The organism is Vampirovibrionales bacterium (genome assembly GCA_016712355.1).
Lineage (GTDB): Bacteria > Cyanobacteriota > Vampirovibrionia > Vampirovibrionales > Vampirovibrionaceae > JADJRF01.
On the sequence record JADJRF010000007.1, the window covers coordinates 25,399 to 50,602 of the forward strand.

At 51.0% G+C, this 25,204-nt stretch carries 43 protein-coding genes; 17 read left to right on the plus strand and 26 right to left on the minus strand.

The features are described 5' to 3' along the window. Window positions 1–149: 149 nt before the first annotated feature. The 13 genes from IPK79_13755 to IPK79_13815 form a co-directional block, all read right to left on the minus strand. Window positions 150–569: a DUF1353 domain-containing protein gene (locus IPK79_13755; GenBank protein MBK8191498.1), complete on the minus strand. Its 420-nt coding sequence runs from the start codon at window positions 567–569 to the stop codon at window positions 150–152. Continuing rightward, window positions 566–1,063 carry a hypothetical protein gene (locus tag IPK79_13760; protein MBK8191499.1) on the minus strand — a complete coding sequence of 166 codons (498 nt, stop codon included), beginning with the start codon at window positions 1,061–1,063 and terminating at the stop codon, window positions 566–568. Before IPK79_13760 ends, IPK79_13755 begins: the two co-directional genes overlap by 4 nt. Before the next feature lie 92 nt (window positions 1,064–1,155). Continuing rightward, window positions 1,156–1,386 (minus strand): hypothetical protein, encoded by a 231-nt coding sequence (locus IPK79_13765; protein MBK8191500.1) that lies wholly within the window; start codon window positions 1,384–1,386, stop codon window positions 1,156–1,158. Window positions 1,387–1,509: 123 nt separating this feature from the next. Continuing rightward, window positions 1,510–1,989 carry a lysozyme gene (locus IPK79_13770; protein ID MBK8191501.1) on the minus strand — a complete coding sequence of 160 codons (480 nt, stop codon included), beginning with the start codon at window positions 1,987–1,989 and terminating at the stop codon, window positions 1,510–1,512. A 220-nt stretch (window positions 1,990–2,209) separates the two neighbouring features. After that, window positions 2,210–2,524, minus strand: a complete 315-nt coding sequence (locus IPK79_13775) for a DUF1064 domain-containing protein (protein ID MBK8191502.1) — start codon at window positions 2,522–2,524, stop codon at window positions 2,210–2,212. A gap of 120 nt (window positions 2,525–2,644) precedes the next feature. Next, the gene (locus tag IPK79_13780) at window positions 2,645–3,022 is read right to left on the minus strand and encodes a hypothetical protein (GenBank protein MBK8191503.1); all 378 of its coding nucleotides are present in this window, start codon (window positions 3,020–3,022) and stop codon (window positions 2,645–2,647) included. After that, window positions 3,009–3,380: a hypothetical protein gene (locus tag IPK79_13785; protein ID MBK8191504.1), complete on the minus strand. Its 372-nt coding sequence runs from the start codon at window positions 3,378–3,380 to the stop codon at window positions 3,009–3,011. Before IPK79_13785 ends, IPK79_13780 begins: the two co-directional genes overlap by 14 nt. Then, entirely contained in the window at window positions 3,377–3,625 is a 249-nt protein-coding gene (locus IPK79_13790; protein ID MBK8191505.1) for a hypothetical protein, read from the minus strand. The genes IPK79_13785 and IPK79_13790 overlap by 4 nt, the downstream gene beginning before the upstream one ends. Further along, on the minus strand, window positions 3,609–4,031 hold the full coding sequence (locus IPK79_13795) for a hypothetical protein (GenBank protein ID MBK8191506.1): 423 nt from the start codon (window positions 4,029–4,031) through the stop codon (window positions 3,609–3,611). Before IPK79_13795 ends, IPK79_13790 begins: the two co-directional genes overlap by 17 nt. After that, window positions 4,028–4,225 (minus strand): hypothetical protein, encoded by a 198-nt coding sequence (locus tag IPK79_13800; protein ID MBK8191507.1) that lies wholly within the window; start codon window positions 4,223–4,225, stop codon window positions 4,028–4,030. The genes IPK79_13795 and IPK79_13800 overlap by 4 nt, the downstream gene beginning before the upstream one ends. A gap of 1,037 nt (window positions 4,226–5,262) precedes the next feature. Next, window positions 5,263–6,477, minus strand: a complete 1,215-nt coding sequence (locus tag IPK79_13805) for a replicative DNA helicase (GenBank protein ID MBK8191508.1) — start codon at window positions 6,475–6,477, stop codon at window positions 5,263–5,265. After that, window positions 6,477–7,160 (minus strand): hypothetical protein, encoded by a 684-nt coding sequence (locus tag IPK79_13810; protein MBK8191509.1) that lies wholly within the window; start codon window positions 7,158–7,160, stop codon window positions 6,477–6,479. Before IPK79_13810 ends, IPK79_13805 begins: the two co-directional genes overlap by 1 nt. Before the next feature lie 231 nt (window positions 7,161–7,391). Continuing rightward, a complete protein-coding gene (locus IPK79_13815) occupies window positions 7,392–7,859 on the minus strand; it encodes a hypothetical protein (protein ID MBK8191510.1) in 468 nt (155 codons plus the stop codon). On the opposite strand from IPK79_13815, the gene IPK79_13820 reads away from it, so the two are divergent. Further along, window positions 7,858–8,217, plus strand: coding sequence for a hypothetical protein (locus IPK79_13820; protein ID MBK8191511.1), 360 nt, complete (start codon window positions 7,858–7,860; stop codon window positions 8,215–8,217). The two genes, IPK79_13815 and IPK79_13820, sit on opposite strands and share 2 nt — an antisense overlap. A gap of 383 nt (window positions 8,218–8,600) precedes the next feature. On the opposite strand, the gene IPK79_13825 is transcribed toward IPK79_13820, so the two are convergent. From IPK79_13825 to IPK79_13850, 6 genes are all read right to left on the minus strand, one after another. Continuing rightward, window positions 8,601–8,918: a hypothetical protein gene (locus IPK79_13825; protein MBK8191512.1), complete on the minus strand. Its 318-nt coding sequence runs from the start codon at window positions 8,916–8,918 to the stop codon at window positions 8,601–8,603. A gap of 24 nt (window positions 8,919–8,942) precedes the next feature. Then, window positions 8,943–9,227: a hypothetical protein gene (locus IPK79_13830; protein MBK8191513.1), complete on the minus strand. Its 285-nt coding sequence runs from the start codon at window positions 9,225–9,227 to the stop codon at window positions 8,943–8,945. A gap of 1 nt (window position 9,228) precedes the next feature. Then, window positions 9,229–9,924 (minus strand): hypothetical protein, encoded by a 696-nt coding sequence (locus IPK79_13835; GenBank protein ID MBK8191514.1) that lies wholly within the window; start codon window positions 9,922–9,924, stop codon window positions 9,229–9,231. Window positions 9,925–10,155: 231 nt separating this feature from the next. After that, window positions 10,156–11,133: a site-specific DNA-methyltransferase gene (locus tag IPK79_13840; GenBank protein ID MBK8191515.1), complete on the minus strand. Its 978-nt coding sequence runs from the start codon at window positions 11,131–11,133 to the stop codon at window positions 10,156–10,158. Further along, a complete protein-coding gene (locus IPK79_13845) occupies window positions 11,124–12,557 on the minus strand; it encodes a helicase (GenBank protein MBK8191516.1) in 1,434 nt (477 codons plus the stop codon). The genes IPK79_13840 and IPK79_13845 overlap by 10 nt, the downstream gene beginning before the upstream one ends. A 512-nt stretch (window positions 12,558–13,069) precedes the next feature. Further along, the gene (locus IPK79_13850) at window positions 13,070–13,192 is read right to left on the minus strand and encodes a hypothetical protein (GenBank protein MBK8191517.1); all 123 of its coding nucleotides are present in this window, start codon (window positions 13,190–13,192) and stop codon (window positions 13,070–13,072) included. A gap of 166 nt (window positions 13,193–13,358) precedes the next feature. Here IPK79_13850 and IPK79_13855 point away from each other — a divergent pair, with 166 nt between their 5' ends. The 16 genes from IPK79_13855 (at window position 13,359) to IPK79_13930 (ending at window position 20,040) form a co-directional block, all read left to right on the plus strand. Next, on the plus strand, window positions 13,359–13,700 hold the full coding sequence (locus IPK79_13855) for a hypothetical protein (GenBank protein ID MBK8191518.1): 342 nt from the start codon (window positions 13,359–13,361) through the stop codon (window positions 13,698–13,700). Further along, the gene (locus IPK79_13860) at window positions 13,697–14,047 is read left to right on the plus strand and encodes a hypothetical protein (GenBank protein ID MBK8191519.1); all 351 of its coding nucleotides are present in this window, start codon (window positions 13,697–13,699) and stop codon (window positions 14,045–14,047) included. The genes IPK79_13855 and IPK79_13860 overlap by 4 nt, the downstream gene beginning before the upstream one ends. Before the next feature lie 58 nt (window positions 14,048–14,105). Further along, complete coding sequence (locus tag IPK79_13865; protein ID MBK8191520.1) at window positions 14,106–14,285, plus strand: hypothetical protein; 180 nt, start codon at window positions 14,106–14,108, stop codon at window positions 14,283–14,285. Next, window positions 14,282–15,283, plus strand: a complete 1,002-nt coding sequence (locus tag IPK79_13870; GenBank protein ID MBK8191521.1) for an AAA family ATPase — start codon at window positions 14,282–14,284, stop codon at window positions 15,281–15,283. The genes IPK79_13865 and IPK79_13870 overlap by 4 nt, the downstream gene beginning before the upstream one ends. Window positions 15,284–15,288: 5 nt before the next feature. After that, the gene (locus tag IPK79_13875; protein MBK8191522.1) at window positions 15,289–16,071 is read left to right on the plus strand and encodes an AAA family ATPase; all 783 of its coding nucleotides are present in this window, start codon (window positions 15,289–15,291) and stop codon (window positions 16,069–16,071) included. A 230-nt stretch (window positions 16,072–16,301) separates the two neighbouring features. Continuing rightward, entirely contained in the window at window positions 16,302–16,712 is a 411-nt protein-coding gene (locus IPK79_13880) for a hypothetical protein (GenBank protein ID MBK8191523.1), read from the plus strand. A 12-nt stretch (window positions 16,713–16,724) separates the two neighbouring features. Beyond that, entirely contained in the window at window positions 16,725–17,087 is a 363-nt protein-coding gene (locus IPK79_13885) for a hypothetical protein (protein ID MBK8191524.1), read from the plus strand. A gap of 10 nt (window positions 17,088–17,097) precedes the next feature. Continuing rightward, window positions 17,098–17,322 (plus strand): hypothetical protein, encoded by a 225-nt coding sequence (locus IPK79_13890; protein ID MBK8191525.1) that lies wholly within the window; start codon window positions 17,098–17,100, stop codon window positions 17,320–17,322. Continuing rightward, window positions 17,319–17,498 carry a hypothetical protein gene (locus tag IPK79_13895; GenBank protein ID MBK8191526.1) on the plus strand — a complete coding sequence of 60 codons (180 nt, stop codon included), beginning with the start codon at window positions 17,319–17,321 and terminating at the stop codon, window positions 17,496–17,498. Before IPK79_13890 ends, IPK79_13895 begins: the two co-directional genes overlap by 4 nt. Before the next feature lie 159 nt (window positions 17,499–17,657). Then, window positions 17,658–17,879: a DUF1653 domain-containing protein gene (locus IPK79_13900; GenBank protein MBK8191527.1), complete on the plus strand. Its 222-nt coding sequence runs from the start codon at window positions 17,658–17,660 to the stop codon at window positions 17,877–17,879. After that, complete coding sequence (locus IPK79_13905) at window positions 17,876–18,085, plus strand: hypothetical protein (protein ID MBK8191528.1); 210 nt, start codon at window positions 17,876–17,878, stop codon at window positions 18,083–18,085. The genes IPK79_13900 and IPK79_13905 overlap by 4 nt, the downstream gene beginning before the upstream one ends. After that, window positions 18,082–18,471 carry a hypothetical protein gene (locus IPK79_13910; GenBank protein MBK8191529.1) on the plus strand — a complete coding sequence of 130 codons (390 nt, stop codon included), beginning with the start codon at window positions 18,082–18,084 and terminating at the stop codon, window positions 18,469–18,471. The genes IPK79_13905 and IPK79_13910 overlap by 4 nt, the downstream gene beginning before the upstream one ends. Before the next feature lie 46 nt (window positions 18,472–18,517). Beyond that, the gene (locus IPK79_13915) at window positions 18,518–18,892 is read left to right on the plus strand and encodes a hypothetical protein (protein ID MBK8191530.1); all 375 of its coding nucleotides are present in this window, start codon (window positions 18,518–18,520) and stop codon (window positions 18,890–18,892) included. 19 nt (window positions 18,893–18,911) lie between these two features. Continuing rightward, entirely contained in the window at window positions 18,912–19,178 is a 267-nt protein-coding gene (locus IPK79_13920) for a hypothetical protein (GenBank protein MBK8191531.1), read from the plus strand. A gap of 82 nt (window positions 19,179–19,260) precedes the next feature. Further along, a complete protein-coding gene (gene dut / locus IPK79_13925) occupies window positions 19,261–19,743 on the plus strand; it encodes a dUTP diphosphatase (GenBank protein MBK8191532.1) in 483 nt (160 codons plus the stop codon). A 3-nt stretch (window positions 19,744–19,746) separates the two neighbouring features. Further along, window positions 19,747–20,040, plus strand: a complete 294-nt coding sequence (locus IPK79_13930; GenBank protein ID MBK8191533.1) for a hypothetical protein — start codon at window positions 19,747–19,749, stop codon at window positions 20,038–20,040. 199 nt (window positions 20,041–20,239) lie between these two features. Here the strand turns inward: IPK79_13930 and IPK79_13935 are convergent, their stop codons facing one another. From IPK79_13935 to IPK79_13965, 7 genes are all read right to left on the minus strand, one after another. Then, window positions 20,240–21,469 (minus strand): hypothetical protein, encoded by a 1,230-nt coding sequence (locus IPK79_13935; protein MBK8191534.1) that lies wholly within the window; start codon window positions 21,467–21,469, stop codon window positions 20,240–20,242. Further along, on the minus strand, window positions 21,411–21,686 hold the full coding sequence (locus IPK79_13940) for a hypothetical protein (GenBank protein MBK8191535.1): 276 nt from the start codon (window positions 21,684–21,686) through the stop codon (window positions 21,411–21,413). The genes IPK79_13935 and IPK79_13940 overlap by 59 nt, the downstream gene beginning before the upstream one ends. Beyond that, entirely contained in the window at window positions 21,680–21,841 is a 162-nt protein-coding gene (locus tag IPK79_13945) for a hypothetical protein (GenBank protein ID MBK8191536.1), read from the minus strand. The genes IPK79_13940 and IPK79_13945 overlap by 7 nt, the downstream gene beginning before the upstream one ends. Before the next feature lie 2 nt (window positions 21,842–21,843). Next, window positions 21,844–22,188 carry a hypothetical protein gene (locus tag IPK79_13950; GenBank protein ID MBK8191537.1) on the minus strand — a complete coding sequence of 115 codons (345 nt, stop codon included), beginning with the start codon at window positions 22,186–22,188 and terminating at the stop codon, window positions 21,844–21,846. A 188-nt stretch (window positions 22,189–22,376) separates the two neighbouring features. Beyond that, a complete protein-coding gene (locus IPK79_13955; GenBank protein ID MBK8191538.1) occupies window positions 22,377–23,045 on the minus strand; it encodes an SBBP repeat-containing protein in 669 nt (222 codons plus the stop codon). 185 nt (window positions 23,046–23,230) lie between these two features. Continuing rightward, a complete protein-coding gene (locus IPK79_13960) occupies window positions 23,231–23,434 on the minus strand; it encodes a hypothetical protein (GenBank protein ID MBK8191539.1) in 204 nt (67 codons plus the stop codon). Further along, entirely contained in the window at window positions 23,431–25,203 is a 1,773-nt protein-coding gene (locus IPK79_13965) for a hypothetical protein (protein ID MBK8191540.1), read from the minus strand. The genes IPK79_13960 and IPK79_13965 overlap by 4 nt, the downstream gene beginning before the upstream one ends. Between the last annotated feature and the right edge of the window lies 1 nt (window position 25,204).

Below are 25,204 nucleotides of genomic sequence, written 5' to 3' on the forward strand. Positions count from 1 at the left end.
ACCAATGCTGATCGCCCGGCACATGATCAGCTCAGCGGTTTGATACTTCGCGTGCTCAACCGCCACGGTTTGATCCGTAACTTGATCTACGAGCGGTTGGAAGCCCATACACCCGGCGAATAAACCGCATGTGGCCAGCAATAGGGTTCTCATTTTGCGCGCTCCTTCCGCTTTTTCGCATCGCGTCGGCGATTCCGCCACCAGGGCCACCAGCCGCCAAGGCGGACTCCGGAATAAAAAGTCCAGGCAAGCGCTTTAGAGAATCCCGCGTACTGCATCGCCCGATAGAAAACCTTGTCACACTGCTGGCGAGTCAGATATTTCCCAGCAACGCGGTTATCCTCATAGAGCTGATCATGTGGAGTTGCCGGCACATCGTAGTCGTGCTGATCGCCGAACAGAACCGAGAATGCTCGACCGAAGCTAGCGCCGTCGATTTCCAGCCATTTTTTGCAGCGGATGATTCCTTCCACTGGGTCAATAAACCGGAAATCCGCAGTCAGCCTTCGGTATCTCGGAGAAACATAAACCGTCATTAATTCATCTGGAAACCGATTTTTGTCGATCATTTCGGCATCTCGTTGCAGAAATCAGGGCGAGCGTTATTCCATCCAATGCACTCCGCTCCAGAATAACTATATGGCGCGCTATCCACAAGCGGAGGCGGCTGTGAGCACGTCCACTGCGCGGACTCTTGCGACCACTGCCAAGACAGCAACCCAGCGCCAAGACCGCCAATAGCAAGCCCGACAGGGCCAGCAGCTAGCCCTCCCAGAGTCGCACCGGTGCCGATCCATCCGCCCCAACGGGCACCGCCAGCGACGGCTTTGCACGTCTCGACATCGCCAGCGTCTCGATAGCCCAACGCGATGCCTTCCAGTGCGACCTTAGCGACCAAAACGCCTGGGAAGCCCAGCGGGTTCAGTTCAACCGCTCCAGGTACGGACTGCAATACCGCCATTGAAACCCCGGTATCCACGACATGCGGAGTCACCCACGGAACGCCGTCATCGGCAAGGCAAGGAGCCGAAACGGCGCAAGCAGCTAGAATTAATGCTTTCATGGCGCCCCCAACAATCGGCCAATGATCGCAAACAGGGACAGTCCATGGCGAGAAAATCAGTGTCATCGTGATTGCAAAGAGAATAGCGTCTTTCATTTTGTCAGGTGCTTAACGGCCCACATGACCGCCTCTTCCGTTTTCGTCTTGGCAAGAGAGAGTTCACGGGATTGACCGATGCTCTCAATCAGCTCATGCAATTCAAGCCCCTTATCTTTGATTGCCTGCATCAGGTTCTTTTCGTCATCACTCAGCACCCGGTAGGCATGGCGCATGACGTTGTTGACGGTACGATCATCACTTTTGCTATCGACAAAATCAGACATGTTGTTACCTCTTGATAATTTGATCAACAACCGAAAGCCACCACTCGGAAACCGCCACTTGTTCCCAATAGGCGGATTGGTATCGCGCGTCGGCCATGGCTAAGAGCATGTAGAGATAGTACCTCATGGCTGGAATCCATCGCGCTCGAACAAGCGACGTTCCGCCAGCCGGCGGCGCTTCAGGCCGGCTAGTGATACTTTTTTTCCGGTCTTTTGGTCCGTGGCCTTGTCCCATCGCTCGAACTGCTGTGCGGCGGCGGCGTACCAATGTTGGTTCAGCAGGCGTAGGAGAGTGGAGCCTTTGAGCGCGCCTAGCCCGACATTGAAAGCAAAGCACACCAGGGCATCGAACATCGATTGAGTGATAGGCGCTGTCACCAATGAGTTGACGGCGGCGGCGAACCGTTCCAGGTCGCTACGTAGCAGATCATCGGATTGAGCCACCGTCAGCGGCTTCGAGAATCGCTCTCTAGGCAGGATTCGATGGCCCCAACCAATCGTGGGATGCCCGGCAAAGTCACAGTACGGCACCGAGGCCATGCCGCCTTGCGGTCCCTGCTCGAATTCGTGGAGCAGGTCCAGGGCGGCTTGGGATGGGGTCATCGTGTCAGTCTCTATCAAGAGCGGCCTCCTTATAGCATTTCTCACAAAGCGGTTGTGGGTTTCCAGGATCGCCCTTAACTGTCCACCGCTCACGAGGAACGAATATACCGCAAAAACAGCACCGCTTGATCATCAGAATCTCACTTATTGTTGTCATCATACACCTATTTCGATCATTTTATGTGTATTACACAGGTCAGCAGCCGGTTGGGCGGCGCGCTCATATGTCCTCGAACACCCATCCCGCTCCTTTCTTTCGAGAGGGTCTAGTGATGGCAATAATCCGAAATGGGAACTGTTCAGCGGCGACGCGGGTCTTGGCGCGGGCATCGTCTCGCCAGTAGCCTTTGACTTCATGCAGTTCGATTTCTCCGCTGGCCAGCATCACCACGAAATCCGGCGTGTAGCTCACGCCCTTGGCGATTCTGAGCGTGATTCCCTCGAAGCGATACCAAAGCACCTCGCCCAAGCAACGGCGGGTTTCTAGGAGCTTTTCATATTCCGCTTCCGTGGCGTTGCGGACCCCGGCTTTCATGCGTCCCAGGGCGAGAGTATCGGGTTTCTTGGGTTGCGCTGGCGGATTGGCCGGAGTGAGGCGAAAGGGGGATTTAGCCGGCATTGATTCTAATCCTCCTCACTTTAGGCCATGTGTACATCAAGCCGCGCTCCAATCCACAGATGCAACGTGTTCCCCATCATCCTTTGCGTTGAAATGCTTGGATGGATGATCGCCATGAACGAATTCCAGTAAGCAAAGATTGGCTACATCAACCAGTAATTCAAGGTTGCCAATATCTTGATATTCGCGCAATCGCTTGCTTGCTGATTCAATGCGATTGTATTGCGGCCTATTCGGATCGGCCATGCTGGCATACCTGAATCGCCCAACCAGCAGCCGATTACGCATGAGTCGCTCAAATTCTATCGACCATTCCGAACAACGCAAGGATTCTAGCGATTCCCGCTTGGTTCCATGATGATCAGCGTGAATTCCAGCCGTCAAACGTGCCCGCATGTATTCAGTATTCGTCATCGATCCATCCACCAATCCTCGCCAGCCTGATCAACTCTTGCCCGATCCGCGCCGCTTCGGGTGCCGTCATTTCCAAGTCTCGGCTCCCCTCGATCCGAATCAGATCGCCGTGGAGACTGAGCATCCCTTCCGCGAAGACATCCGCACCCCTGGCGCCGTAGATGCGCGTCACCGCGATTTTTGACCCTTTATCGGCGCTGTTCTCGGATAGAGACTCGATGCCATGCTTGAATCCGTGGACGAATGCGGCTTTGTAGTGCTCACCGCATTTTTCGATCACGTCCAGTTGTTCGCCGTGCAGTTGCAGGACGCTTTCGACATAACCCCAGTGTGCAGCCGCCAGCATTTCAGGTTTCATTTATCCTCATCCTCCATTTTCGCAATCTCATCAAACATGGCATTGACGGCGGCAACGATCAGCGGCCATTCTTCATAACCCACGCTTATCCGACTCCGGCCATCGTCGTGATGTTGGGAAAGATCGACAAATAACCCGCCGCCCTCGTCCTCGATTGAAACAGTGGTAGCTTCTTCGCAATAAATCGGTTGGCCCACCGGTTTAACGATCAACGAGTTCGTGTGCAAACTATATTTCCCGCTCATGATTCATTTCCTCTTCAGCCAGAACGGCTTTAATCCCATCCGCGAATAAAACATTCTTCGCGTCGCTAAAACTGCGCACGACCGCCGCGATACCGCCGCCATCCCGAACCGCTGCGAGATATTCAAGCTGCTCTTTGGTGGGTTTTTCATTGTGCCGTTTCACCTCCAAAGCAAAGAACTGGCCACCCATTAGCATCCCGCTTAAATCCGCTTTGCCTTTGCTGCGCGGAATCTTGCCCCGCAAATAGAGAAAGTAGAACCGCAGCACCCGCCCCGACGGGTTTTTCATGCCGCCGCCGTTGGATCGCTCAAACCATACGACTCGCCCCCGCGCTTGTTCAATTCTCAGGTAGTCGATGATCTGGCCCTGAATATCCTGTTCGGTTAGTTTAAAGCGGGCGCTCATTTCGACGTTTCCTCAATCGGCTCAATCTGTGCCGGCCCGAAGATATGCAACAAGCCAGGCGGCTCATCGAAGTCGAACACGAACCGCTGTTCGCCGTTTCGAGTGATAAACACGGCGAGGATGGTTCCGGTTGCCTGATAGCTGCCCCCGACTTTGCGCGCCCGGTCACCGACCGAAAAAGTTGCTGGCTTCATGGCTTCCCCTCAAACGGTAAATTTTGCGATTCTAGGCGTTTTCCTGACGTACCCTTGGCACCCCTAGCGGCCTCCTTCGTAGCGTGGCTTCCTGAGCCGATTTGGCGGCTTAAATCGCCAACCGTGGCCCGTAGGCTGGATAGGTCTCCGTCCAAGACGGCGTACAGGTTCTTCGGGAGCCGGTTGGAGCGGCGCGGCGGGCGCTTGCGGTGGCCGGGCATGGATCACCTCTCCGGCTCGATGGTCACGATTTCGATTCGATGCGTTTTCGCGCAATCCTTGCAGATAACCGCCATGCCTCCAACGTCGCCGTCTGGCCATGGGTGCTATAGATCTGGGTTGATATTAACTGAATCGCTCATCCCATAGCTCAACTCAAAGTCTTAAAAGTAGTATTTCCGCAAACATCGCACAAATAATAATCAGTTGATAATACCGATTTAGAGCATTCTTTAGTATTCATTAACCACCTCACTCCAAATCTCCACTACATCGCCGTGTTCTTTGCATCGGTAAATGCTAAATGGCTTTCCATCAATTATATCTATAAAAGACATGACGGCTCGCTTGCAATTCGGACAAACCAAGATTGGATCACGGCGCTGGGTAAACGCAGTTCCTAATCCATGCCGATGGCTTACCGAATTGAGTTTGACCATCATTGCTTCTCGCAGTATCTCAGATTTAAAAGACACGGGCAATCCTGGAAAACCACTAACCCGTATTCCTCAGATTGCATTCTCGCAACAAAGCCTTTCTTTCCGACACAGCGCGCTTGCTTGCATTGTTTCGAGTAAGCGGCGGGCGGTGGCATGAAAAGAACCTTGTCGCCGTACTTGAATCGCTTGTCTGGCTGTAGTGGTTGGTAATTCTGGAATGCGTAGTTCATGGCTAAAGATCAATTCCTCGATTGTTTCTTTTCGTTGGTGCCGGCAAATCCCATGACGGCAACCCGCCAGCCATGGATTCAAAGCGGGAGTATTGTCCAAGGAATCGAAATGGGATAATTCCCAAAACGCCGCCGCGATGTTTACGAATCAGCAATTCAGCGAAACCCTTGTCCGGGCTGAATCGGGGCTGTAAATCTCATCCCGGTATAGCATGGCGACCACATCAGCGGATTGTTCCCACTCTCCAGAGTCCCGCAAATCGGAAAGCATCGGGCGCTTGTCTGTTCGTTCTTCGAGTTTCCGAGAGAGTTGCACCAGCGCGATAACTGGACATGATAATTCCTTCGCCAGACCTTTCAGCGCCCGGGCGACGGTCGATTGCGCGTTCTGGCGATTCTCGCCGCCGGCCTCCACCAGTCCAGCATGATCGACCACCACCAGATCGATATTCCCCTCACGCCGTTTCAGCCGCCGCGCTTTCGAGAGAATATCGGGAAGCAGCGGGGAGCCGGTTTCGTCGAACCAAAGTTTAGCGGATGACAATTGCGAAACCGCAGATGTTAATCGCGCCCAGTGCTCATCGTCCAGTTTCCCGGTTTGCAACGCGCCAAGATCGATATTTCCGGTATTAGCCACCAGCCGTTCAACTTGTTCAGCGTTCGGCATCTCGGCGGTAAAATAAGCCGCTTTGCCGCCATCATCAACAACGCGCGCTGCAATCTGCAATCCGAGTACGCTTTTACCCATTGCCGGACGGCCAGCGACCAGATATAGCTTTCCAGGTTTCAATCCGCCTGTTTTTGAATCAAGGTCAGCAAGGCCGGTCGGGGAGCCTTTCGGCGCGATGCCCTCGAATCGTTGATCGATGTCATTGACAACATCCGGAAGCAAAGTCTTGAGCGGCACTAATCCAGATTCCGTTCCTGCCCCATCCGCAATGGATTCAGTGGCGGATTTTAGTTTTGCAAGCGCGGTTTCGGCGTCATCCCGCATGGACCATTGCTGCAAATCAGTTCCAAGCTGAATCAATTCACGCCGACGCGCCCTATCTCGAACGATTCTCGCATAGGCCAGCACGTTCGCGGCGCTTGGGGTATCTCTTGCGGCAGTCCCGATATAGGCCCAATCGCCATCTTGCAATGCCCTGCGCGCTTCCAGCCATTCCGCAATCGTGAGAACGTCAATCGGCTGTCCCGCCGAATCCATGGCGGTCATTGCCGAGAAAATCCGCCGATGCAGTTCATTCGAGAAATCGACAGCGGAAACGATTGCCGAGACTTCGGAGAACGCAATCGGGGAAACCAAGATTCCGCCAATAACTGAGATTTCTGCTTCAATACTGGCCAGCGGTTGATTTTCCATCAGCGCCCCTCCATGACTTTCAGGATATTGGCTTGTTCGAGTAGCCAGTCAAATGATGCTGCCCATGGATGAGCATAGCCTTTTTTTGCCGGTACGCCACCGGTCATGAGCGAATCTTTCAAAACATGATCGATTAGCCTTTCCCATCGATCCAAATCACCGTCGATTTTTTTGAATAGAAAATTCTTGGCCGCTTCGATCCGATTGTCTGGCCAATGTCGCAATTCAGCAAGCCGATGCAATCCATGGCTAGGGCATTTACGGTTCCAGATTTCCCGCATTCGTTCGACGGCTTGAATGTCTGATGGCGAGAACGTCAGCGGTTCGTCAACCATGAGAACGGCGGTGGCGGTGGCGGAACCGTCGCGCGCGACAGTTACCACCTCCTCCTCCAATCTTCCAAGATCAGGAGCAGGAGCAGGAGCAGGAGCAGGAGCAGGAGCAGGAGCAGGAGCAGGAGCAGGAGAAGGGGCATTGCTTTTAGCATTGCTCTTAGGAATGCTCGTAGCATTGCTCGTAGCATTGCTCGTAGCATTTCTTGGCGGAGGCTCTATGTCGTTTTTCCTTTCCCATCTTGCACTTGCGGCTTTTCTTGCCTTGTCTGATCGGTCTGGAGCATGAACCACGTATCCGTTGTGCTCTTCCCAGTCATGAAGTTCGTAGACGCCGTTCTGAGAGTCCAAAAATGCCAGCTCGACCGAGCTTTGTGGTCAGCGCCCCCGGTGCCCCGGTCCATCTTGCAGCGATTTCTATAGCCCTGGAGTTCATGCCGACGAGCTTCCCGGTTGGCTTGTTGATTGCTGAAAAACACCATAATCGCTGTAATGATTCAACTCCCTGATACCCTAAATCTTCTTTAAGAACTACTGTTTTCCAATGATCCCAAAAACTTACTGAAAGCCTAATATCAGAATTCATTCCATCCACCACTCGCGGTTAGCTTCTCTTTCCGAGAGTTCAAATGCGTGTAAATACGGCGCAAGCTCAGGGATTGCATGATTAGGGACGATTCCACAATCCACGAGATAACCGCAATTGACGAGCCGCTGAATGGATTTTTCAGGCCATCTCCCCGGAAGAGAGCGGATCATGTTTGAGAATTGACGGTTGTTTAGGAGGGTTATCAAGGCGACGAGATCAATCTTTGTAAGCCGCTTATCATGCGCGGCTGATTCCATGATGAGCGCATTGAGCGCCAGCCGCTCGTTGACCTCTTTCCAGAATCGCCGATCTTCGAGTTTCACGACATTGCTAGTCTTAGCATTCATGACTGCCCACCAATTCGCATTGCGCGATTGAAGGCGTCTTGAAATTCTGAGAATGAGGCTTGAGGATTGTTTCTGAACCAGCACCACAACGCGAGCATTGATAGGCGGATTCATGATTGGCCTCCCCATTGCGCCGCCATGGCATCTGCAATTCCTTTGTATGTCCGGCTTCTATTCTTCCATCGTTCGGACGATTGCGGCATTTTCCATATTTTATTTTCTCGACCAGCTACCACTTTCGATGGCTTCAGCTTCGGAAGTCCTTTTAGCCAAAGGCATGTTGCCTTTGTTTCTCCGTGCCCATATTGCCATGGCTGGATTATCTGGTCAGGCTTCCGGATACGGCTGGATATTATGCCGACCGGGTTTTCAAGAGCAATTCGAGGGATTGGTGCGGAAAGTAGCAGTCGAACGAATTCCAGGGCCTCGCCCTGTTCTTTCACCTTGCTCTCAAACCATCGCGCGCCGCTAGATGCAAGGTGAGTGCAAGGAGGGTGAGCAATCATCATGTCCCAGCCGTCTTCTAGGATGGCTAGAACGTCGCCCTGAATATGCCACTTTGGTCCCCTTCGCATCGAGAATAGTCACATGACCATGCGTCATGACCTACGCAGAAAGGAAGGCATCACGCACGGTCGCGGTGAATTCACAAGCAACAAGAATTTTCATTGATGGCGCTCCCACGTTAAAAAACTGGAAGCAGGAAAATCAGATATGTTATAATATAACATTGGTCAAATTCCTATCTGGTTAGGGATATTGGCAAGACGTGCCGGGCTGGCTGCGTCAACAGCCTCCCCGGTGCGCACATGCTAGCAGCATTGCCGTATTAATCCCAATATTCCGCTCTAGGCTTCATTGTTTATTTTCTCCTTTCCTAACCAACTTAATAGATGGAGGATTATAAAAATAGCGATAGCATCCATCATCTTCTATGATAATCCAATAATCGCTACTCTTATTTGGGACATGATCGATAATTCCATCGACGCAATAACCTCCACCCAATTCAATTTCAACGTAATCCCCTGCCTCGATTCTCTTATCTCCAGGCGTATAGCTTTCCTGTATCTTTGCGATAGCTGCATTCAAACAGGCCGCTAATCCGCTACAATTTTTCTGGCGTCTCTTGAATTCCAGTGACTTCAAGAAGTAGCGCGGCGGATGATTCATGGGTGTAATGTTCAAGCATTGTTTTCACTCATCTGGAGTTGGGCAAAATACGCTATAAAGAACGTCTTTTTTAGACAAATCTTCTTCAATTATATGTAAGCACAATTGGCTTAAATATAGAACTCTTTTTATTAGCTTTGATTGGTATCTTTTCAGCTTCTCAATTTCTTTGTCTCTTTCTAGCGCCACATTTTCAACCGCTTTATTCAAACATTTCCGCAATCCTTCACAGTCTTCCGGCTTCTCGACAATCCTTGTCATGGAGAGAAGGAGGTGAGCGGCGCTTTCATTCGTGTAATACTCAGCCATTTTATTTCCTACCTTCTTGTCGTTTAAAGAATTCCGCGTAAGACGGAATGGGCATTGGACGATTCTCGGATTGCAATCTTTCCATTAGTTTTTTCTCTCTTAATGAGAGAATCTCTCGTATAAATTGCTCGTTTTTTTGTACTTTTCTATATAGAGTTTTAGTACATTTTTCTACTTTAATATTCCTAAGAGGTTCTCCACTAACATCAATGTTATCAAGGTCTGTAGGCTCTTGGCCTTTTATCCACCATAAAGTCGCTTTATTACTGATTGGTGCTGGTCTCCATCTCGTATCTGAAAATAACATATCCTTGTTTTCCATGCATCTTAGCCGCCTAACCGTGGATTGCAAATTCTTTCCAAGAGCTTCCGCATAAAATAGCGACGATTTACCAGGATTATTAGAAATAATTGGAGTCACTTCATGAATAAATTGATCAAATTTTTCAGCAGAAAGAATCGCTATTTGTTCATTAACAGTAATTGGATTTTTCTTTTTATACAGCGATTCATCTATAATAAAATAACGCCAATCGTTATTAGCGTATTGATATTTTCCTATAACTCCAATCTTTATTAACTCATAAAGCGCATATCTAACTGGATATGTGCTTATCCCGCATGATTTCTCTATATTTCCTCTGTTGCAATTAGGATTGTCGCGTAGATAGTCTATGATGATTTCAGAAGTAGTCATAACGGCGCGTCCAAGTTTCCGGTTAAATCAAGCATCAACTGGTAATCACGGTAATGCACAGAGTACCAGTATCCACTCTGGTAATAAGGCTGTTGCTTGTACTTTAACAACAAGCCTTCAGACTTTAAGTGCGTGAAAACATCATGCTCAGCAATACACATGATGGCAGTGCTGAGCAGGTTATAGCGCGGTATCGTTCGGAGGTATACCGCTTCCAGGTCGTCTTGATGATTATTCGGCATCAGCGAATAATAGTTCTTCGTTCGTCTCTTCGATCCATCGCCCTTGTTCGGCTGTCCTTAGATTCTTGACCGCTTGCCGGTAATAGCTGGGCTTTAGTTCAGCGCCCATGCCAAGCCGATTGGCCATTACGGCGCAATAGACTTCAGACCCGACGCCCATAAACGGGGTAAAGACCCGCTCGCCTGGATTACTCCATAGCGTCAATACCCGGTCAATGACATCCAGTTGCAAAGGGTGAACATGCTTTTCGTCTTCACTATCGCGCGCTTCTCGATATGGCAACACGCGGTCAGTTCGAATATCATCCCAAAACGCGCTGGCATATTGCCGCCATATCCAATGGCTATAGCGGTTTTCGGTTTGCTTGCCACTCCAGCCGCGATACTGCATCAGTTCATGTGGAATTTTACGATCTCCCGCATAATCGAATAACCCTTGAGGGTGTTCTATGGGGACCGGATTATTTCCTTTCTTTCTGAAACAGATTAGGTAATCTGCGCTGGCCACGCTGCACCTAGATGAATCATCGACGATAGTCTTGTGCGCCAAGTTCTTTTGCATGGTTCGATTGCGAACCGCGAGTGGCTCTTTCCAGATCGAATAGCGAGCGATATATTCCCATCCGTTTTTGATATGCAGTCGGATAATATCTCCGGTAAAATCAATCAAGGCATCGGTCCCGCTATTTCCGGTCGGAACATCCATGCAATGCACTGCGGTAATTCTTCCAGGCATTGTGATTCGATGGAGACCTTTCACAACGAATTCATAGTGCTTGAAGAATTCCGCGTAATCATCATTATTAGACAGGTCTTTGTCGTTGCTGCTGTAGTGATAGAGCCCGCCGAACGGTGGAGAATATACCGACAAGTGAATGCGATTATCAGGAATATCCGCCATCACATCGATGCAATCGCCGTTGTAAATGGCGTACTTGTCGTTAATGGTTTGGTCTTTTATAGCCATTGCGGAGCCTTTAACGATAGGGTGTAGTCTCCCTGCTTTTCTATAGTCAGGGCGTTATTCATTTCAGCGACAAGCGATTGAAACATCCGATCTGCCTTGCTTGACTTCGCCGACAAGTTTTTTATAACCTCCTTATCTCCTTCTGTCAATACAATATCAACCTTCACCGACTTTTTTTGCCCGAATCGATAGCAACGACGAATGAGTTGATAATGCTGTTCGTAGGAATGTGTCGGAAAAGTCACTACATGAGAGCAATGCTGGAAGTTTAATCCCCATGCGCCAATCTTTGGCTTAGTAATGAGAACTCTTTCATTGCCTTTCGCAAAGGATATTAGCTTATTCTCTTTTTTGTCGTCGTTATCCTTGCCTGAAACTTGAATCGCATCTGGAATAATCTTTTCCAGGTAGTTTCCCTCTTCGTTCAAGTTGCACCAGATAATTGCGGGTTCTCCGGTATTTTTCACAAGATCAGCGACTTGATGGCAACGCTCATTGACTGTCCTATTCCGCTCTTCCCGTTGCTCTTTCAACCCGATTGCCGGAAGCTCAAACAGCATGTCTTGTCTAGGCTTACTTGCTTTCACAAGATGTTGCCGTTCGATCAATTCAGGCAAGATAAAAGCGCGGTCATCAAATCCAAGGTCTGATGGTTTCCGAATTGACCTAGACCAGCTACAAACCCATCGCCAAAAAGAGTTCTCCGCATGGCCTTTCAGCCGCCATTTAATAACCTCTCCGTGCATTCTTCCGGTTGCCGAGTTATTCAAGTCATTCTTGAAAAACCGATTCAACATATCCATGTAACCCAAAAATCCCAAGGCTTCGGATGATGTTCCTAGTTCTGTAAAATCATTCGGCGCGGCGGTGGCGGTTGCTAGCAGGCGGTAGGGGATTTTGCGCATGAATGCGGTAATCTCCCCGCGCCGTGTGCCATCAAATGATTTGAGGATGCTGGATTCATCACAGATACATCCGGAGAAGTCGGATGGATCGAACTTGCTGAGCTTTTCATAGTTCGTCACGGTCAGCCGATGCGCGGTCCCGTCACTGGACGCTTTCAGTTCGATACCGAACTTCTCGGCCTCTTGAAGCATTTGGAAAGACACCGCCAGCGCGGTCAATATCAAGACCTTTTTACCCGTCTTGCGGGCCACGTTTTCAGCCCAAACAAATTCCATTGGGGTTTTCCCAAGGCCGCAATCAGCGAATATTCCGCCCCGACCTTTCCGTAGTGCCCACTCAACTAGCGTTGATTGGAAGTCATACAAGAAATCCGGCATCCAGACAGGATCGAACCCGAACTCATAGCCGATTTGCGATTTCCTGCTAAGAAATTCATTGTAGGTCATGTCCTCGCCGAGACCAGGCACATCCATAAAAATAGGATGTTGTATGCTTGGCCTTTCGCTATAATCACTCATTGGCTAATCTCCTGATAGATTGGCTTAACTGGCCCGCCCGGTCTACACACCGGCGCGGGCTTTTTTTCTTGCATCACTCTTCCCATCTTTCACGCAGCAGCTTGACCGCGAATTCTGCAATGACTTGGCGGAGGTGGTGCCCGTTCCCTGTAATTCTTTTCAATCTTTTGATGATTTCGTGTATTCAAGCTCTTCGATAAGCTGAGTAGCGGCATACACGCGCTTGCTTAACTCGTTCTCAGCGTCTTGTAGTGTCATTTTCTTCAATTTTGCAAGGTTCATTTGAGCGTCCAGTTGTGTATGAGTGCCCGGATTACCCGCCGGGTACGGGAGGGACCATGAATCCCCTATCCGATTCTTCGCTGCTTATGCGACAGCCTGGACATCGGCATCAGTCCAGCGGCCCCAGCCGGTGAGCGTGGGCGACGGGGAAAATTGACCCCGTGCTTGGACGCGGCTGTTTGGTGTGGGCATTCTAATTCCCCCGAATTCGGGGGAATTAGAACTTTCCGTCACTTACTCCACGGAAGGTCTGGACGAAGCTCCGGCGCGGTCATCTCTCGCCCGCTGGCTGCTTCCATCTTGACCGCCAGATCGGCGCTCATGCGACGAGTGCCGTACTTACATTGACGCAAGTACGCGAGGTTCGTCCCAGCCGCGCGAGCGACATCCTCGACTCGTGCGGTCCCGTGCTTATCGAAAAATTGTTCGAGGTTCATGTCGCTATGCTAGCAATAGCTGCAAAAAAGGTCAACCAAAAAATTACAGCAATTGCTCTTGCATGTGTGCAGCAATAGCTATATGATTCATCCAACCCGCCGCCCTGGACATCAGCAACGACAGGTCGTCTGGCCATTCTTCCTTTGGTGGTTCCCGCCGGTGCTGGATTCGACTCCCACCGGCGGGATTTTTAAGGAGAACGACATGAACACAATTTTTGAGGATCGCACGGCACGCCAGCGGATCGCGGCGGAAATGATTGTCGCCAAGATAGAGAGAAATCTCGCATTGCGCCGTTTGCAGGATCAAGCCATTCAACTCGCGGATCGTCGCCGATTTGCCCGAGCCATGATCAGAAACGGCGTTATATTCATCGCCGCCGCCGTATCGATCTTCGCCCTGATTTGGTGGTTCGGACTATGAGCACGTCGCCGGCGAATATGCACGATTGGGAGTTCGAGCGCGAGAGCGCGCGCGATGCGGAGATTAAGCAGGCTATCGCTGAACGGATTCGCGAACTTGAGCAATCCAGCGGGCACAGCGAAGACGCCCAAGAATTTATGGGCGACGTGCTATCAGCCATCGATGATTCCGGAATCTTGAGCGAGAAATTCCACTGCTATTTATTCAAGTTGTGGCAGACGCGCAACGCACAAGACGAAGAAGAAAAGAAGAAAATGGCGCGGGCAGCACAAGTTCTGGCTAACACCATTGCGCCGATTATGAGGGACATCGTGTCGTCGGACATCCACAAAGAATTCGGCGCATGAAAAAACCGCTAGGAGTTGTAGCTCCTAGCGGCTGAAACCAACAATGAGGAAAGACGATATGCAGACGAAGATTATACGCATCCACGCGCCACGGCGCAACCCGCGCCATCCGGTGCGTGGTTACAGCCAGCCAGCACTGGACGCCTTGACGCTTAAGGCGCTGGCGGAACTCGTGGTGGATGTGATGGAAGAACGTGGCGCGATTCCGCCAAGCCAGCCTTGGGAGGTGAAGTCATGAGCAAGTTTTCCAAGGCTGAACGCAAGACCGCGAAGCTGCGGGCGGCACTCTGTGGAACCAGTGGGAGCGGCAAGACCTACTCGGCGCTGTTGCTTGCGCGTGGCCTCGCCGGAGATAGCGGGAAAATCGCGGTCATCGATACCGAGCGCGGGAGCGCCAGCCTGTATAGCGATGTGACCGATTTCGATGTCGCTGAACTAGCACCCCCGTTCAATCCGCGCCGCTATCGTGAACTGATCGCCGAAGCCTCGCGCAGTTATGACGTGCTTGTGATTGATAGCCTGAGCCATGCCTGGGCTGGCGAGGGTGGTGTGCTGGAAATGCACGACAAGGCAACCCAAGCAGGACGTGGCGGCAACAGCTATACCGCGTGGCGAGACGTGACCCCAGAGCACAACGCGCTCGTGGATGCCATTCTAGCCGCGCCCTGCCATGTCATTCTGACCATGCGAAGCAAGACCGCATACGAACTTCAGGAAAACGAAAAGGGTAAAAAGACCCCGGTCAAGATCGGCCTAGCACCGATTCAGCGGGAAGGGATGGAGTACGAGTTTACCCTGGTGTGGGACTTGTCGGTGGAAAAGCATATCGCCACAACTAGCAAGGATCGCACGAGGATTTGGGACGGACGGCATGATGTCATCGGCGTCAAGCATGGCGCGGAATTAAAGGCATGGCTTGAATCCGGCAAGGTTGCGCCACCAGCACGTCCAGTACCAGAGCAGGTTCCCATCGAACCGCCACCGCCCGTGCAAGCGAAAGACTTCCAGGCCGATATCGATTCGTTCGATGACGAAGGAAAGATGAAGAAATGGCTTGTGGATACTGCGCAAGACTACGGGTGGACAAAAGAAACCCCGGTTTACATCTCCGTCAAAGCCGCATGTTCCGAACGCGCTATCGTCATCGCCAAGAATAGGGCAGTAAAGCAACAGACGGAATCTCAAAATTCCGATGAATTCGAGGCCGCTCTCGGCCCGGTGCAGGACGTGGAGTAGATGCCATGAAAAACATCGAAATCAAGAATATCGGCCCCATTGCATCGGTCACGATCCAGGTCCCGGAAGCGGGCGGCGTGGTGGTGCTCACCGGGCGCAATGGCAGCGGCAAGAGTCACGCCCTGGAGGCCGTCAGCGCCGCGACCACGGGCAAGGGGAAGCCACCGCTTAAAGATATGGCGAAGAGCGGCATGGTCAGCGTCCCCGGCGTCATGATGACCGTAGGACGGTCGGTGCGGCGGCAAGGGGAACTCCAGGTCGAGACCCTGGAGGGGCGTCTCTCTATCGCGGACCTCGTAGACCCAGGATTCGTAGACCCAGAGCGCGCCGACGCCAAGCGCATCAAAGCGCTGGTGGGACTCTCGAAAGCTGACATCAGCGAGGGCGACCTGCACGGGTTTCCAGAGAATCTCACCAAAGATTTGAGCCTGGACGATCCAGTTGCCGCCATGGCGGAACTGCGCAAGCGGCTCAACATCGGCGCGAATGAGTACGAGAAGTTATCGGCGAAGGATGAAGCGGCTGCGACGGCTATCCTCGAATCGCTGACTGGTGACTTGGATACGCCCATCGATCCGGCGGCTGCACAAGAACGGGTCACGGCGGCAATTCGGGCGGTTGACGCACTGCAAAAGCAGTCCGAGTTGTCGGAAGCGGCCAAGGCTCGGATCGAGGCGGCGCGGGAGCGGCTGGCTGAGTTGCCGGATGTCAATGTTGATAAGGCGCTGCAAGAAGCGGCGCGACTTGAAGTCGAGACCGCACAAAAGAAAGGCGCGCGCTGCAACTGAAGACTGAATATGAAGAAGCCCTCGCGCAATATAAGCAAAGCGCGGAAGACTTACGCATTGCTGGCGCTCATTACGACTCCAAGTCTGAGCAAGCCAAACTCCGCTCCGAACTGGAACGGCAGATTCAGGAATCTCATGTTGATCCGCCCTCCGCCGATGCACTCGCCGCCGCCGCCGCTGAACTTGAGGCCGCCAAGGCATCGCAAGCAAAGGCGGCTCGACAGCAAGTCATGATGCAACAGCGGGACCGCGCGGACGCCTTGAAGCTCAGCGCCCAAGAGTACGCCGAAGAGGCAAAGGAGTTGCGGGAGAAGGCCAAGCAGACCGATGAAGTCTTGTCGGAGATCGTCGCCGAGATTCCGGCTTGCCCGCTGCGGGTGGTGGATGGGCGGCTGGTCACAGATACGAAGCGTGGTGCCACCTTCTATTCAGACCTGTCAGCCGGCGAACGGTGGCGGATCGCCTTGGACATCGCCATTCAAGCGGTGGGCACCGGTGGCCTGCTGGTCATCCCCCAAGAAGCTTGGGAGGGACTGGACCCGCAGAATCGGGACGCGATTGCGAAACAGGCGAAAGCGGCGCGTGTTGTTATTTTGACGGCCGAATGTTCTGACTCAGAATTGTCAGCGGAAATGGCTTGAGTGGAGACTAAAATGCGAAAAGTCATGGTTTCAGAAGAAAAATGGTGCAATGAGCACAAGCGACTCGAACGAATCGATCTATACGAGGCGTGGTTTCATCAGTTTGGAAACGATGGATGCGACGAGAACAACTCGGTGACTGTTGCGATTGTCGAGCGGATTATCGACGGGAAAGTTGACATGGTGTTTCCGGGCAATATCCGGTTTGTTGATCAGCCACAACAGCAAGAGAAATGGCCAGAAGAAAGAACGGCAGTAGTCGCATTGCTCAGGGAGATATGCCAAGATCACGGCGACAATGATTGGCCTGACAATCTGCATCTTTATGATGTCATTGACAAGCACTTGCTGAGGCATATTGAGCGCAGCGCATAGGAGAACAATCATGTACGAACTCATCAAGCACTTTCCAAACAAGCAACCAGCGATATTGCTGGAAACCACATGTGAATCCATGGCGCGGATGCGATTAAATAAATCCGCAGCGCTATTGAAAAAGCATGAATCGCTTGAACTCAAGCATGACGGCGAACTGATCGAATATCGACAAGCGCCTCGTTATGGGCACATTAACAATTTCGACGATGCATCGGTTGGAGCAATGCCATGAAATTTCGTTACTATATTACCGACTTGACGGAAGGAACTGTTCTTGGAACCAATAGTCGTCAAGTCGCTGATCATTTCTCGGAATGTGATGATTATTTCGTCATCGATGCGCAAGAAGGACTATTGCTGCAAGACGATGAAGAGTGGGAAATCAACGATGCGGAGATGAGGGAATAATCATGACAACAATATGGCCGGTAGTTAGGGCGCGCATGAGTCCTGTTGCTATTAAAGCGACGCGGCCACGAATCAGCGTTGATTGGATAAAAGCGATACTGCTAGTAGCTGGTGCTGCGGTGTTGTCTGTAGCGATTATTTTGATGAATTGGTGAAAAAATGATTGATATTCCTGAAATTGGAAGCGAATGGATTCATAAAAATGGAAATCATTATGTTGTACTCGCCATTGCTAATGAGTCAGCAACACGAGAAGATGATTATCCAATTATGGTAATTTACTTCAACATGAAGACAAAAGAGGTATGGTCAAGGCCGCTTTCTAGATGGCATGGCAGTATGACCATATACAAATGCCCATGCTACGAGGCTAAGAAATGAGCTGGTTTAAATTCGTGACAGGAGACCGCGTTCGCAAGATCGGCGGAAGCTATCAAGCGGACGGAGAAATAAAGGCCGCATTTCTCGCTGATGATGGGTCGGCTCGGTATGTATTTCGATTCGACAATCCTCCTGGGTTGCTGCATATTTTCAATGAAAATCAGTTGGAGATAATATTGCCTGATTTCTTGCCTAATTTTAAATGAACATCAAAAGCCTAACACCAAAACAACGCAAAACTCTGGAAGGTCTTGCAAAACTAGGCCGTCCAGCTAAACGACTTGAGATTGCGCAATCTGGAGGAATCGATGGTACTCAGGCCGCTCATGCGCTAAGCCGGCTTGAAGCGTATGGATTTTGTGAAAATGATGACGAATATCAATGGACGATTACCGATGCTGGAAAATCGATATTGCTAAGCCTGGAAATCGAAGATCGGGAAGCTAATCAGCCAACGGTCGTCGATTCAGATAAAGAATCAACTCCAAGTCTAGAAGACGAAATTAAAGCATTGCGCGGAAAATTCGATATACGCCTGACTTTTCAACGGCTGATGCTGCTTTCGTCTGCAAAGCACTCAGTGAGGAACTAGCTGATATGCCTTCTATATCTATGATTCTTGCCAAGATGGCGAGATATTGGGATGGGATGAAAACATGATTATATACAGAGTTCAAGACAGTTCAGGGCGCGGGCCGTGGAAGCCTGGATTCTCTCACCAATGGGTCATAGATAGACCGGATCATTCTAATTTGATTCCTTATTTTCAGGAATTTCCTGACTTTGATCCGGTAAAGGAAAGGCTTCATGGGGAAAGTTTGGGATGCGGATGTTTGTCTGTTCCTCAATTAAAACGTTGGTTTACAAAGAATGAAATGTTAATTCTTAGCTTTCATGGTTATCGCGCCGTTGGAGTTTGCGCTGATCGCCTAATTAGAAAAAGTGATATTCAGTGCATATTTGCTGTGATGGGAATGATTAAGGATAAATCGTACAGGATTAACCTTTATTGAAGATTAGGACCATTTGACAATGGCAGACACGACACGCGAACACATGCTTGAATCCATCATCGTTGATCTTTGCGAAGCGGAACTGACATGGTATGAAATACAGGAACGTACTGGACTCAGCGAAGAGCGCGCTAAAGAAATGGCTAAAGTGATTGCCGATGTGTTTAAACGGTATTTCAGGGAATGGCTACTAATTCTAAATCATGAAACACAGCCTTATCTTCCCAACTGCAGTGATTTGCGAGGTCGAAAAAGGATCAAAGGATATGCTTTGCACAAGGCATAATTGGCATTTTGGTAAACATATTGATTATTCTGGAAGAGAAATAAAGGGGAGAAGGATTGGATTTCATAAGTGGACAAATCATATGGCCGGGGAGGATGTCAATTCACTTTACTACCACGAAATCCAAACTCGAATTCTAGACTCGCGACTTGGCACTGAATTCCCGCTGCCGACCTATGCAACGCCCGGATCGGCTGGACTTGATTTGCGGGCGATGATTGATGAGCCGATAACTATTTGGCCAAATGAAACAAGGCTTATCAAAACCGGCCTGTCAATCTACATCAGCAATCCAGGGCTAGCTGCGTACATTCTGCCGCGTTCCGGACTCGGCCATAAGAACGGCATCGTGCCTGGAAACTTGGTCGGACTGATCGATAGCGATTATCAGGGCGAACTGCTGGTCTCGTGCTGGAATAGAAGCGACGATCAATTCAAGATCAATGTCGGAGATCGTATCGCCCAACTGATTATCGCACCGGTGGTGCGGGCACAATTCAAAATCGTCGATCAGTTCGTGGTCAGCGAGCGCGGTGAGTTGGGGTTTGGGTCGAGTGGAGAATAAGACATGCAATTGATAGAAGAAGTAAAAGCAGAGCTTGAAAGAGCAATAAATAAATTTCCAACATGGCCTACCGATCCGCTCCATGCTCTAGCCGTTCTTGGCGAAGAATACGGAGAACTCAACAAGGCCATGCTTCAACTTGTATACGAGCCGCATAAGACAACTGCGGAGGATGTTCGCATGGAAGCGATTCAAACCGCTGCGATGTCGATCCGGCTAGCGATGAGCTTGGATTCTTACCAATACAAGGGGTGCGATCAACACAAACAATCGCATATCGAGAATGACAAGCGATGAGCAAAAACGCTGGATGGTACGCGGAGTTGCACCGCTGGGAAGAAGGATTATTTCCTGGCGCGGCATTTTGGGATGGTGAAAATGGAGTAACAGCCTACCCATCTGCGAATGGGCAGGCCCGTTTGATACGATGGAAGACGCCGATAAGTGGGCGTGGGATAACGATCCTGATCTTTAGCGCAACAATTCCTCAATCGCCTTACCGCGCCCGCCCTTGACCGTGGCGAGCGCGTCTACACGAACTGCGCCCAAGAAAAACGCTTTTGCAATCTCTCGGAAGCCTGCGAAACCCGACTACAGTCGGCTTAGTCCGGTCGAATCCGGTGAACTTGACAAGCACCTCATCGCCGATTTCAAACGCCGCAATGTTGCAAGGCGGGTAGACGATCAAGACGTTGGTCAGCGTGTTCGCAGAATTCAAGTCAAAAGCATCTTTCTCGGATTGCAGCTTGCGGCATTCAGCAGCATTAAGCGTCACTGAGCATGTGCCGGCGTTGGTATTCAGCGCCGTAATCACTCCGTAGCGACAATAGGGCTTCCACTTATATTTACCCGGCTCCAGCGCGAGATGGTAGAACACGGCGGGCGGGCTGATCGAGTCCGTCAGCCGCAGCTTGCCGTGTGGCGCGAAATTGCTTCCAGCGGGCGCGATGTTGAGCGAGCGCTCATCGTAAATGACCACTCGCTCTGATGTGGTTCCGGCGTCAATCGTGGCGGATGTCTGCTGGTACGCATCGATGTAGAAGCCTGGCACCTCCATCGTGGCGACTTCTTTACCGACCGCCAACCCCAGGGTGTAGGTCGCGCACCAGCAATCGATGCTAAGCGCCGCCAAGGCCGCCTTACGCGCCGTGATTTCCGTGATCCTGGCGACCCCGGCAATCTTTTCCGCCATCAGCTTCTCATAGTCTTTCTGCGCGGCCTGTTCCTTCAACTTCGCTTCCGCGTACTTTTTAACCACGTCTTGCAACCCGTTCGGCACGTCCGGGTCGGTATGCGGCGCTTCGATCTTGTCCAGCTTGGCTTGTTCCTCCTCCCCGGCTTTCTTGGCCGGATCGGGCGGAAACGTATAGGTCGTCACCGGCGGCGGGTCCGGGTCAGGCTGGACGATCAGTACGCACCAGAGATGGGTTGCGGGATTTTTCGGCGCGTACTTGTAGGCGACGCCCGCCGCCGTGGCGGTGGATGACAGCAGGGCGTTCACATAGGCCGTTGTGCGCTTCCAGCCGGCCAGTGTGGCACTAGGGCTAGTGGTCCCGTACTTGAGTAGCTCTTCGACGCTAAGGGCGCTGTAGCCCACGTACAGCACCCGCTCGGCGGGTGTCGAGTCGTTGTAGCCGATGTGCCCGGTCTCGCCCGTCGCGGCTTGGTTATTGAGGTGGACCCGGCACACGCCGCCCAGGTCGGAATCGCCGGGTGAGCGGGTCAAGAGAATGATCTGCGCGGTAGGCATTGATCAGGTCAAGAAGCGGCGCTTCTTGCGCACGATCCGGGTCAACCCATGGAAGCCCGGTTTCCGGGTCATTTTCCGGGTCTGGCGTCAACGATGGCGCGGTGCTGTTTTCTTTCGAAATAAGGTCGTTTTGCCACTGCTCGATCACGGCGTTATAAGCCGCTTCCGCAATCGCCGAATCATCTTTCAGCAAGTTAAGCGTGTTGATGGTTTTAAGAGAAGCGCGGCATAAGCGGATTCTTGCTCTTGTAGTTTTGAAAGCTCTTGATCATATTTTGCGGTGTCATAGAGTGGGCGAATCTTATAGAGTCCGCCGCCGGTTTCAGACAAGATAATCGCTTTTCCCATGACTACGCCTCTTCTACCTTCATCCATGCGCGTCTTGTCGTAATCTCATAATCAATAGCACCCACGGTCCATGATAGCGTTCCATCAAATACCGTGTCGTTCGGATGCAGGTTAGGATTAATATCACACTCCGCAAAATGCTTGAGTTCTTTGTCGAATCCAGTTCGATAGACGCCAGTCAGTGTTACGGATTGCGGATAGAATGAAACTGGAATCAGCCTCCCGCGCACTTTGATTTGTCCCGTTCTCGGCATCCTATCGGAATCAATATCCCACATGAGCGCTTGAAGGAATTCGCCCATGGTTTCGACGCCGCTTGAATCGCGCAAACCGACGTAAATCGCCAATCGCCCATCATTCGCTTTTCTCTCGTATAGATCATCCAGCATTGCCGTTGATGAATTCGGAATTACAACATCAATCCATGTGGATTGCCCCAATCGGCGCTGGCATTGAATGATGGAAAAGGGATATTCGATCAGTGTGCCGCCGGTTATATAGAGACGATAGATGGTATTGGAATCTGGTGTTGCACTTAAATAGGAGCGAGTGGCTTTGATGTGGTGCTAGGAATCCCTAGAGCAAGCCCTAGAGCGAGGCTTGGCGCTTGCACCGTGACCTTAATTGTTGGGACGCCAAGTCCGTATTCCAGCGCCAGCCCTGGAGGCTCGACAATGACCGCTGGCGGCGGCTCCAGTAGCGCCAGCGCATAGCAATTTTCCGTATGATTCGCGGACCACGACAGACTACCCGATGAATCAAACACCCATAACGTTTTGCTGCTATTGACGGGTCCAGCGACGTAAATATTACCATCTTGATCGAGTTGCAGGGCGCGAACATCGAGAATAGACGTAATCGGGAATCCGCCCGTTGTTATTTCTGTTCCGCTAGAATTGTATTTCTTGACATACCCAAACCCGCAAACGTAGATATATCCATCAGCGCCAACCGTAATAGCGCGGTCTGTTTCAAAATTGTCAACCGACCATTGCAAAGTGCCTGAGCTATTGTATTTGCGCATCGTATAGCTTCCATTCGATGCGCCGCACGTATAAACATTTCCTGAATCATCAACAGCAATGCCGTTGACGGTGGCCCCGTGATTCGCGGTCCACTGTTGAGTGCCTGAGCTATTATATTTTCGTGTCGTAATGCTGCTGGACACGCTGCCGCCCGTGTACACATTTCCAGCCGAATCCATGGCCACGGCAAACACATAATCGCCGTGATCAGCAGACCAAGACAACGTACCCGATGAGTTATATTTCCGAGTGGTCTTGCTGTCAATTCCAGTTGCGCGCCCGCCACCGATACAAACATCCGTCGAATTCGCGGCGACCGCATAAATAGTGGTTCCGTGGTCCTTGTTCCACTGCAATGTGCCGTTTAAGTATTGTCTAAGTCCTCCATCACCACCAGATGCCGTGCCGACGCCAGCACTGTATAAAAGCTGTTTATGGAGTCTGTGGAGAGTCCGTATATAGCGGCGCTACGTGAAATAGAATCAATCGACGATCCAGCAAAGCTATAGCGCCGGATATTGATGTTGGTTGCGGTGGCAATGCCGGCGGTATAGACGTAACTCGTCATTCGGATACCTCCATGATCGACGATGATTTGTCGATAAATATGGTAATCTCGTTGACCGTAAACGTTTCTCCGTTTCCTAAATCAGCAATGTCATTTGGACGCAAATAAATATCCACGTCGCAACGAATACGCCGTTCTCCGTTTCTGTCATTCCTATAAGCGGCGTTCTTAATAGCGATGGTATTGTAATTATAAACGGTCGCTGATTCTCCGTAGAGCGTGATACTGGCGTTTTTGCCCCCACGATCCACCGAAGCGCCGCTCAAATCAACTGCAATCCATGGATCGATCTGTTCAATTCCGTCATTAAATCGGACGCCGCGCCAGATCGTGATGGAATGACCGATTTGATCCAGAATCGCGGTGAGCGACTCTGCATCCGGTATCTCGCAAACGTAAGTCGCCGATGTGGTTGTTTCAGAGATACGCAGCCGTATGGACTTCAGCTTAATGGAAATTGACGCATCATCGTCAAAGACTAGACGATGAATGACAGGGACCGGCAATCCAACATAATAGCGAGTAATCGTCGGAATCCCTAGCGACAATCCTAACGCTAGTCCTGGAGGACTCACATAGACCATTCCTGATATGGTCGGAGTGCCTAGATGAATAGGCAGTCTTAATGCCGGAGTCTGGACTTCTCGAACCGATAGACACAACGCGCCAAGCGCATTACCCGCAACGTCTGAAGTATTCGTGCCAAACGTGGTTGCTTGCCAATCAATCGCATAGCCCACAATACCAAACACCGTGCGAGTCGCCGGCCCGGAACTTCCGCCAGATGGGACCACGCGAACGCCATAAATCGTATCATCCGAGTCAATGGAAATTGCCGAAAGCGTGTAATTCCCGAATCCTGAATCCTTGGTAATGAAGTTTAGACTGGAATCGTATTCGTAGAAGACATAATACGTTCCGCTTAAGCTCACGGGCGTCATAGAGACCGCAAAGTGTCCGCTCGATAGTTCGACAATCCCCGTGCCTTGGCTGTTATAGCTACTATCGTTGACCGGTCCTATTGCGCCAGCGACAAAACTACCACTGGCGTTGTATTTACGAACTGCCTGTACTACTCCGGTATTCCAGAAAAATCCAGCGATGAACACATTCCCGGATGAATCCACAGCAATGCCGCGAATCGCCGAATTAAACTCATTGCAGGCACTCCAAACGATACTACCGTCCGATGCGTCTATTTTAACAAGGATGTTTTCAGTATAGGGGAATGCCGTTCCGCCAACATAAATATAACCGCCACGATAGACTATCGGGCGAGGATACGGATTATCGAGGTGAGGCGATGAATACCCGGTATCGGTTGACCATTGCAACGCACCGGATGAATTGTATTTTCTGAGATTGTAATAGCCAGTTGCGCCGGGCGTCGTTCTGACAGTGCCGCTCGAATTCACAGCATCGCCATAGACATAAATATTCTCGGAATCATCAATCGCAATACCGAAACACGCCGCGCCGTGATTCGCATACCATAACAAATCGCCGTCTTGATTAAACTTGCGCGTAGTCATCGCATATTCAGAATACGCGGATAGGCTCTCGGTATCGGTATAATATTTGAGGTCCGATGCGCAATACTGACTGCCATCATCGCCCAGCACAATTCCCCAGACGTTTGAGGTATTGCGCCCGAAATAGATTCGATTACCTTTCAAGTAGGGATTGCCGGATGAGTCTATTTTCTGGCCGAGAGGAAAATCAAGACTAAAGGCCCCCTCACAGCCAATCGCTAATAGCGGCTTGGCCATG

Excerpts from the sequence above, each read along its gene's own strand:
- IPK79_13755 (MBK8191498.1), bottom strand. The coding sequence starts at position 569 with ATGATCGACAAAAATCGGTTTCCAGATGAATTAATGACGGTTTATGTT.
- IPK79_13760 (MBK8191499.1), bottom strand. The coding sequence starts at position 1,063 with ATGAAAGCATTAATTCTAGCTGCTTGCGCCGTTTCGGCTCCTTGCCTT.
- IPK79_13765 (MBK8191500.1), bottom strand. The coding sequence starts at position 1,386 with ATGTCTGATTTTGTCGATAGCAAAAGTGATGATCGTACCGTCAACAAC.
- IPK79_13770 (MBK8191501.1), bottom strand. The coding sequence starts at position 1,989 with ATGACCCCATCCCAAGCCGCCCTGGACCTGCTCCACGAATTCGAGCAG.
- IPK79_13775 (MBK8191502.1), bottom strand. The coding sequence starts at position 2,524 with ATGAAAGCCGGGGTCCGCAACGCCACGGAAGCGGAATATGAAAAGCTC.
- IPK79_13780 (MBK8191503.1), bottom strand. The coding sequence starts at position 3,022 with ATGACGAATACTGAATACATGCGGGCACGTTTGACGGCTGGAATTCAC.
- IPK79_13785 (MBK8191504.1), bottom strand. The coding sequence starts at position 3,380 with ATGAAACCTGAAATGCTGGCGGCTGCACACTGGGGTTATGTCGAAAGC.
- IPK79_13790 (MBK8191505.1), bottom strand. The coding sequence starts at position 3,625 with ATGAGCGGGAAATATAGTTTGCACACGAACTCGTTGATCGTTAAACCG.
- IPK79_13795 (MBK8191506.1), bottom strand. The coding sequence starts at position 4,031 with ATGAGCGCCCGCTTTAAACTAACCGAACAGGATATTCAGGGCCAGATC.
- IPK79_13800 (MBK8191507.1), bottom strand. The coding sequence starts at position 4,225 with ATGAAGCCAGCAACTTTTTCGGTCGGTGACCGGGCGCGCAAAGTCGGG.
- IPK79_13805 (MBK8191508.1), bottom strand. The coding sequence starts at position 6,477 with ATGGAAAATCAACCGCTGGCCAGTATTGAAGCAGAAATCTCAGTTATT.
- IPK79_13820 (MBK8191511.1), top strand. The coding sequence starts at position 7,858 with ATGATTGGCCTCCCCATTGCGCCGCCATGGCATCTGCAATTCCTTTGT.
- IPK79_13815 (MBK8191510.1), bottom strand. The coding sequence starts at position 7,859 with ATGAATCCGCCTATCAATGCTCGCGTTGTGGTGCTGGTTCAGAAACAA.
- IPK79_13825 (MBK8191512.1), bottom strand. The coding sequence starts at position 8,918 with ATGAATCATCCGCCGCGCTACTTCTTGAAGTCACTGGAATTCAAGAGA.
- IPK79_13830 (MBK8191513.1), bottom strand. The coding sequence starts at position 9,227 with ATGGCTGAGTATTACACGAATGAAAGCGCCGCTCACCTCCTTCTCTCC.
- IPK79_13835 (MBK8191514.1), bottom strand. The coding sequence starts at position 9,924 with ATGACTACTTCTGAAATCATCATAGACTATCTACGCGACAATCCTAAT.
- IPK79_13840 (MBK8191515.1), bottom strand. The coding sequence starts at position 11,133 with ATGGCTATAAAAGACCAAACCATTAACGACAAGTACGCCATTTACAAC.
- IPK79_13845 (MBK8191516.1), bottom strand. The coding sequence starts at position 12,557 with ATGAGTGATTATAGCGAAAGGCCAAGCATACAACATCCTATTTTTATG.
- IPK79_13855 (MBK8191518.1), top strand. The coding sequence starts at position 13,359 with ATGATTCATCCAACCCGCCGCCCTGGACATCAGCAACGACAGGTCGTC.
- IPK79_13860 (MBK8191519.1), top strand. The coding sequence starts at position 13,697 with ATGAGCACGTCGCCGGCGAATATGCACGATTGGGAGTTCGAGCGCGAG.
- IPK79_13865 (MBK8191520.1), top strand. The coding sequence starts at position 14,106 with ATGCAGACGAAGATTATACGCATCCACGCGCCACGGCGCAACCCGCGC.
- IPK79_13870 (MBK8191521.1), top strand. The coding sequence starts at position 14,282 with ATGAGCAAGTTTTCCAAGGCTGAACGCAAGACCGCGAAGCTGCGGGCG.
- IPK79_13875 (MBK8191522.1), top strand. The coding sequence starts at position 15,289 with ATGAAAAACATCGAAATCAAGAATATCGGCCCCATTGCATCGGTCACG.
- IPK79_13880 (MBK8191523.1), top strand. The coding sequence starts at position 16,302 with ATGATGCAACAGCGGGACCGCGCGGACGCCTTGAAGCTCAGCGCCCAA.
- IPK79_13885 (MBK8191524.1), top strand. The coding sequence starts at position 16,725 with ATGCGAAAAGTCATGGTTTCAGAAGAAAAATGGTGCAATGAGCACAAG.
- IPK79_13890 (MBK8191525.1), top strand. The coding sequence starts at position 17,098 with ATGTACGAACTCATCAAGCACTTTCCAAACAAGCAACCAGCGATATTG.
- IPK79_13895 (MBK8191526.1), top strand. The coding sequence starts at position 17,319 with ATGAAATTTCGTTACTATATTACCGACTTGACGGAAGGAACTGTTCTT.
- IPK79_13900 (MBK8191527.1), top strand. The coding sequence starts at position 17,658 with ATGATTGATATTCCTGAAATTGGAAGCGAATGGATTCATAAAAATGGA.
- IPK79_13905 (MBK8191528.1), top strand. The coding sequence starts at position 17,876 with ATGAGCTGGTTTAAATTCGTGACAGGAGACCGCGTTCGCAAGATCGGC.
- IPK79_13910 (MBK8191529.1), top strand. The coding sequence starts at position 18,082 with ATGAACATCAAAAGCCTAACACCAAAACAACGCAAAACTCTGGAAGGT.
- IPK79_13920 (MBK8191531.1), top strand. The coding sequence starts at position 18,912 with ATGGCAGACACGACACGCGAACACATGCTTGAATCCATCATCGTTGAT.
- dut (MBK8191532.1), top strand. The coding sequence starts at position 19,261 with ATGGCCGGGGAGGATGTCAATTCACTTTACTACCACGAAATCCAAACT.
- IPK79_13930 (MBK8191533.1), top strand. The coding sequence starts at position 19,747 with ATGCAATTGATAGAAGAAGTAAAAGCAGAGCTTGAAAGAGCAATAAAT.
- IPK79_13945 (MBK8191536.1), bottom strand. The coding sequence starts at position 21,841 with ATGGGAAAAGCGATTATCTTGTCTGAAACCGGCGGCGGACTCTATAAG.
- IPK79_13955 (MBK8191538.1), bottom strand. The coding sequence starts at position 23,045 with ATGGATTCGGCTGGAAATGTGTACACGGGCGGCAGCGTGTCCAGCAGC.
- IPK79_13960 (MBK8191539.1), bottom strand. The coding sequence starts at position 23,434 with ATGACGAGTTACGTCTATACCGCCGGCATTGCCACCGCAACCAACATC.
- IPK79_13965 (MBK8191540.1), bottom strand. The coding sequence starts at position 25,203 with ATGGCCAAGCCGCTATTAGCGATTGGCTGTGAGGGGGCCTTTAGTCTT.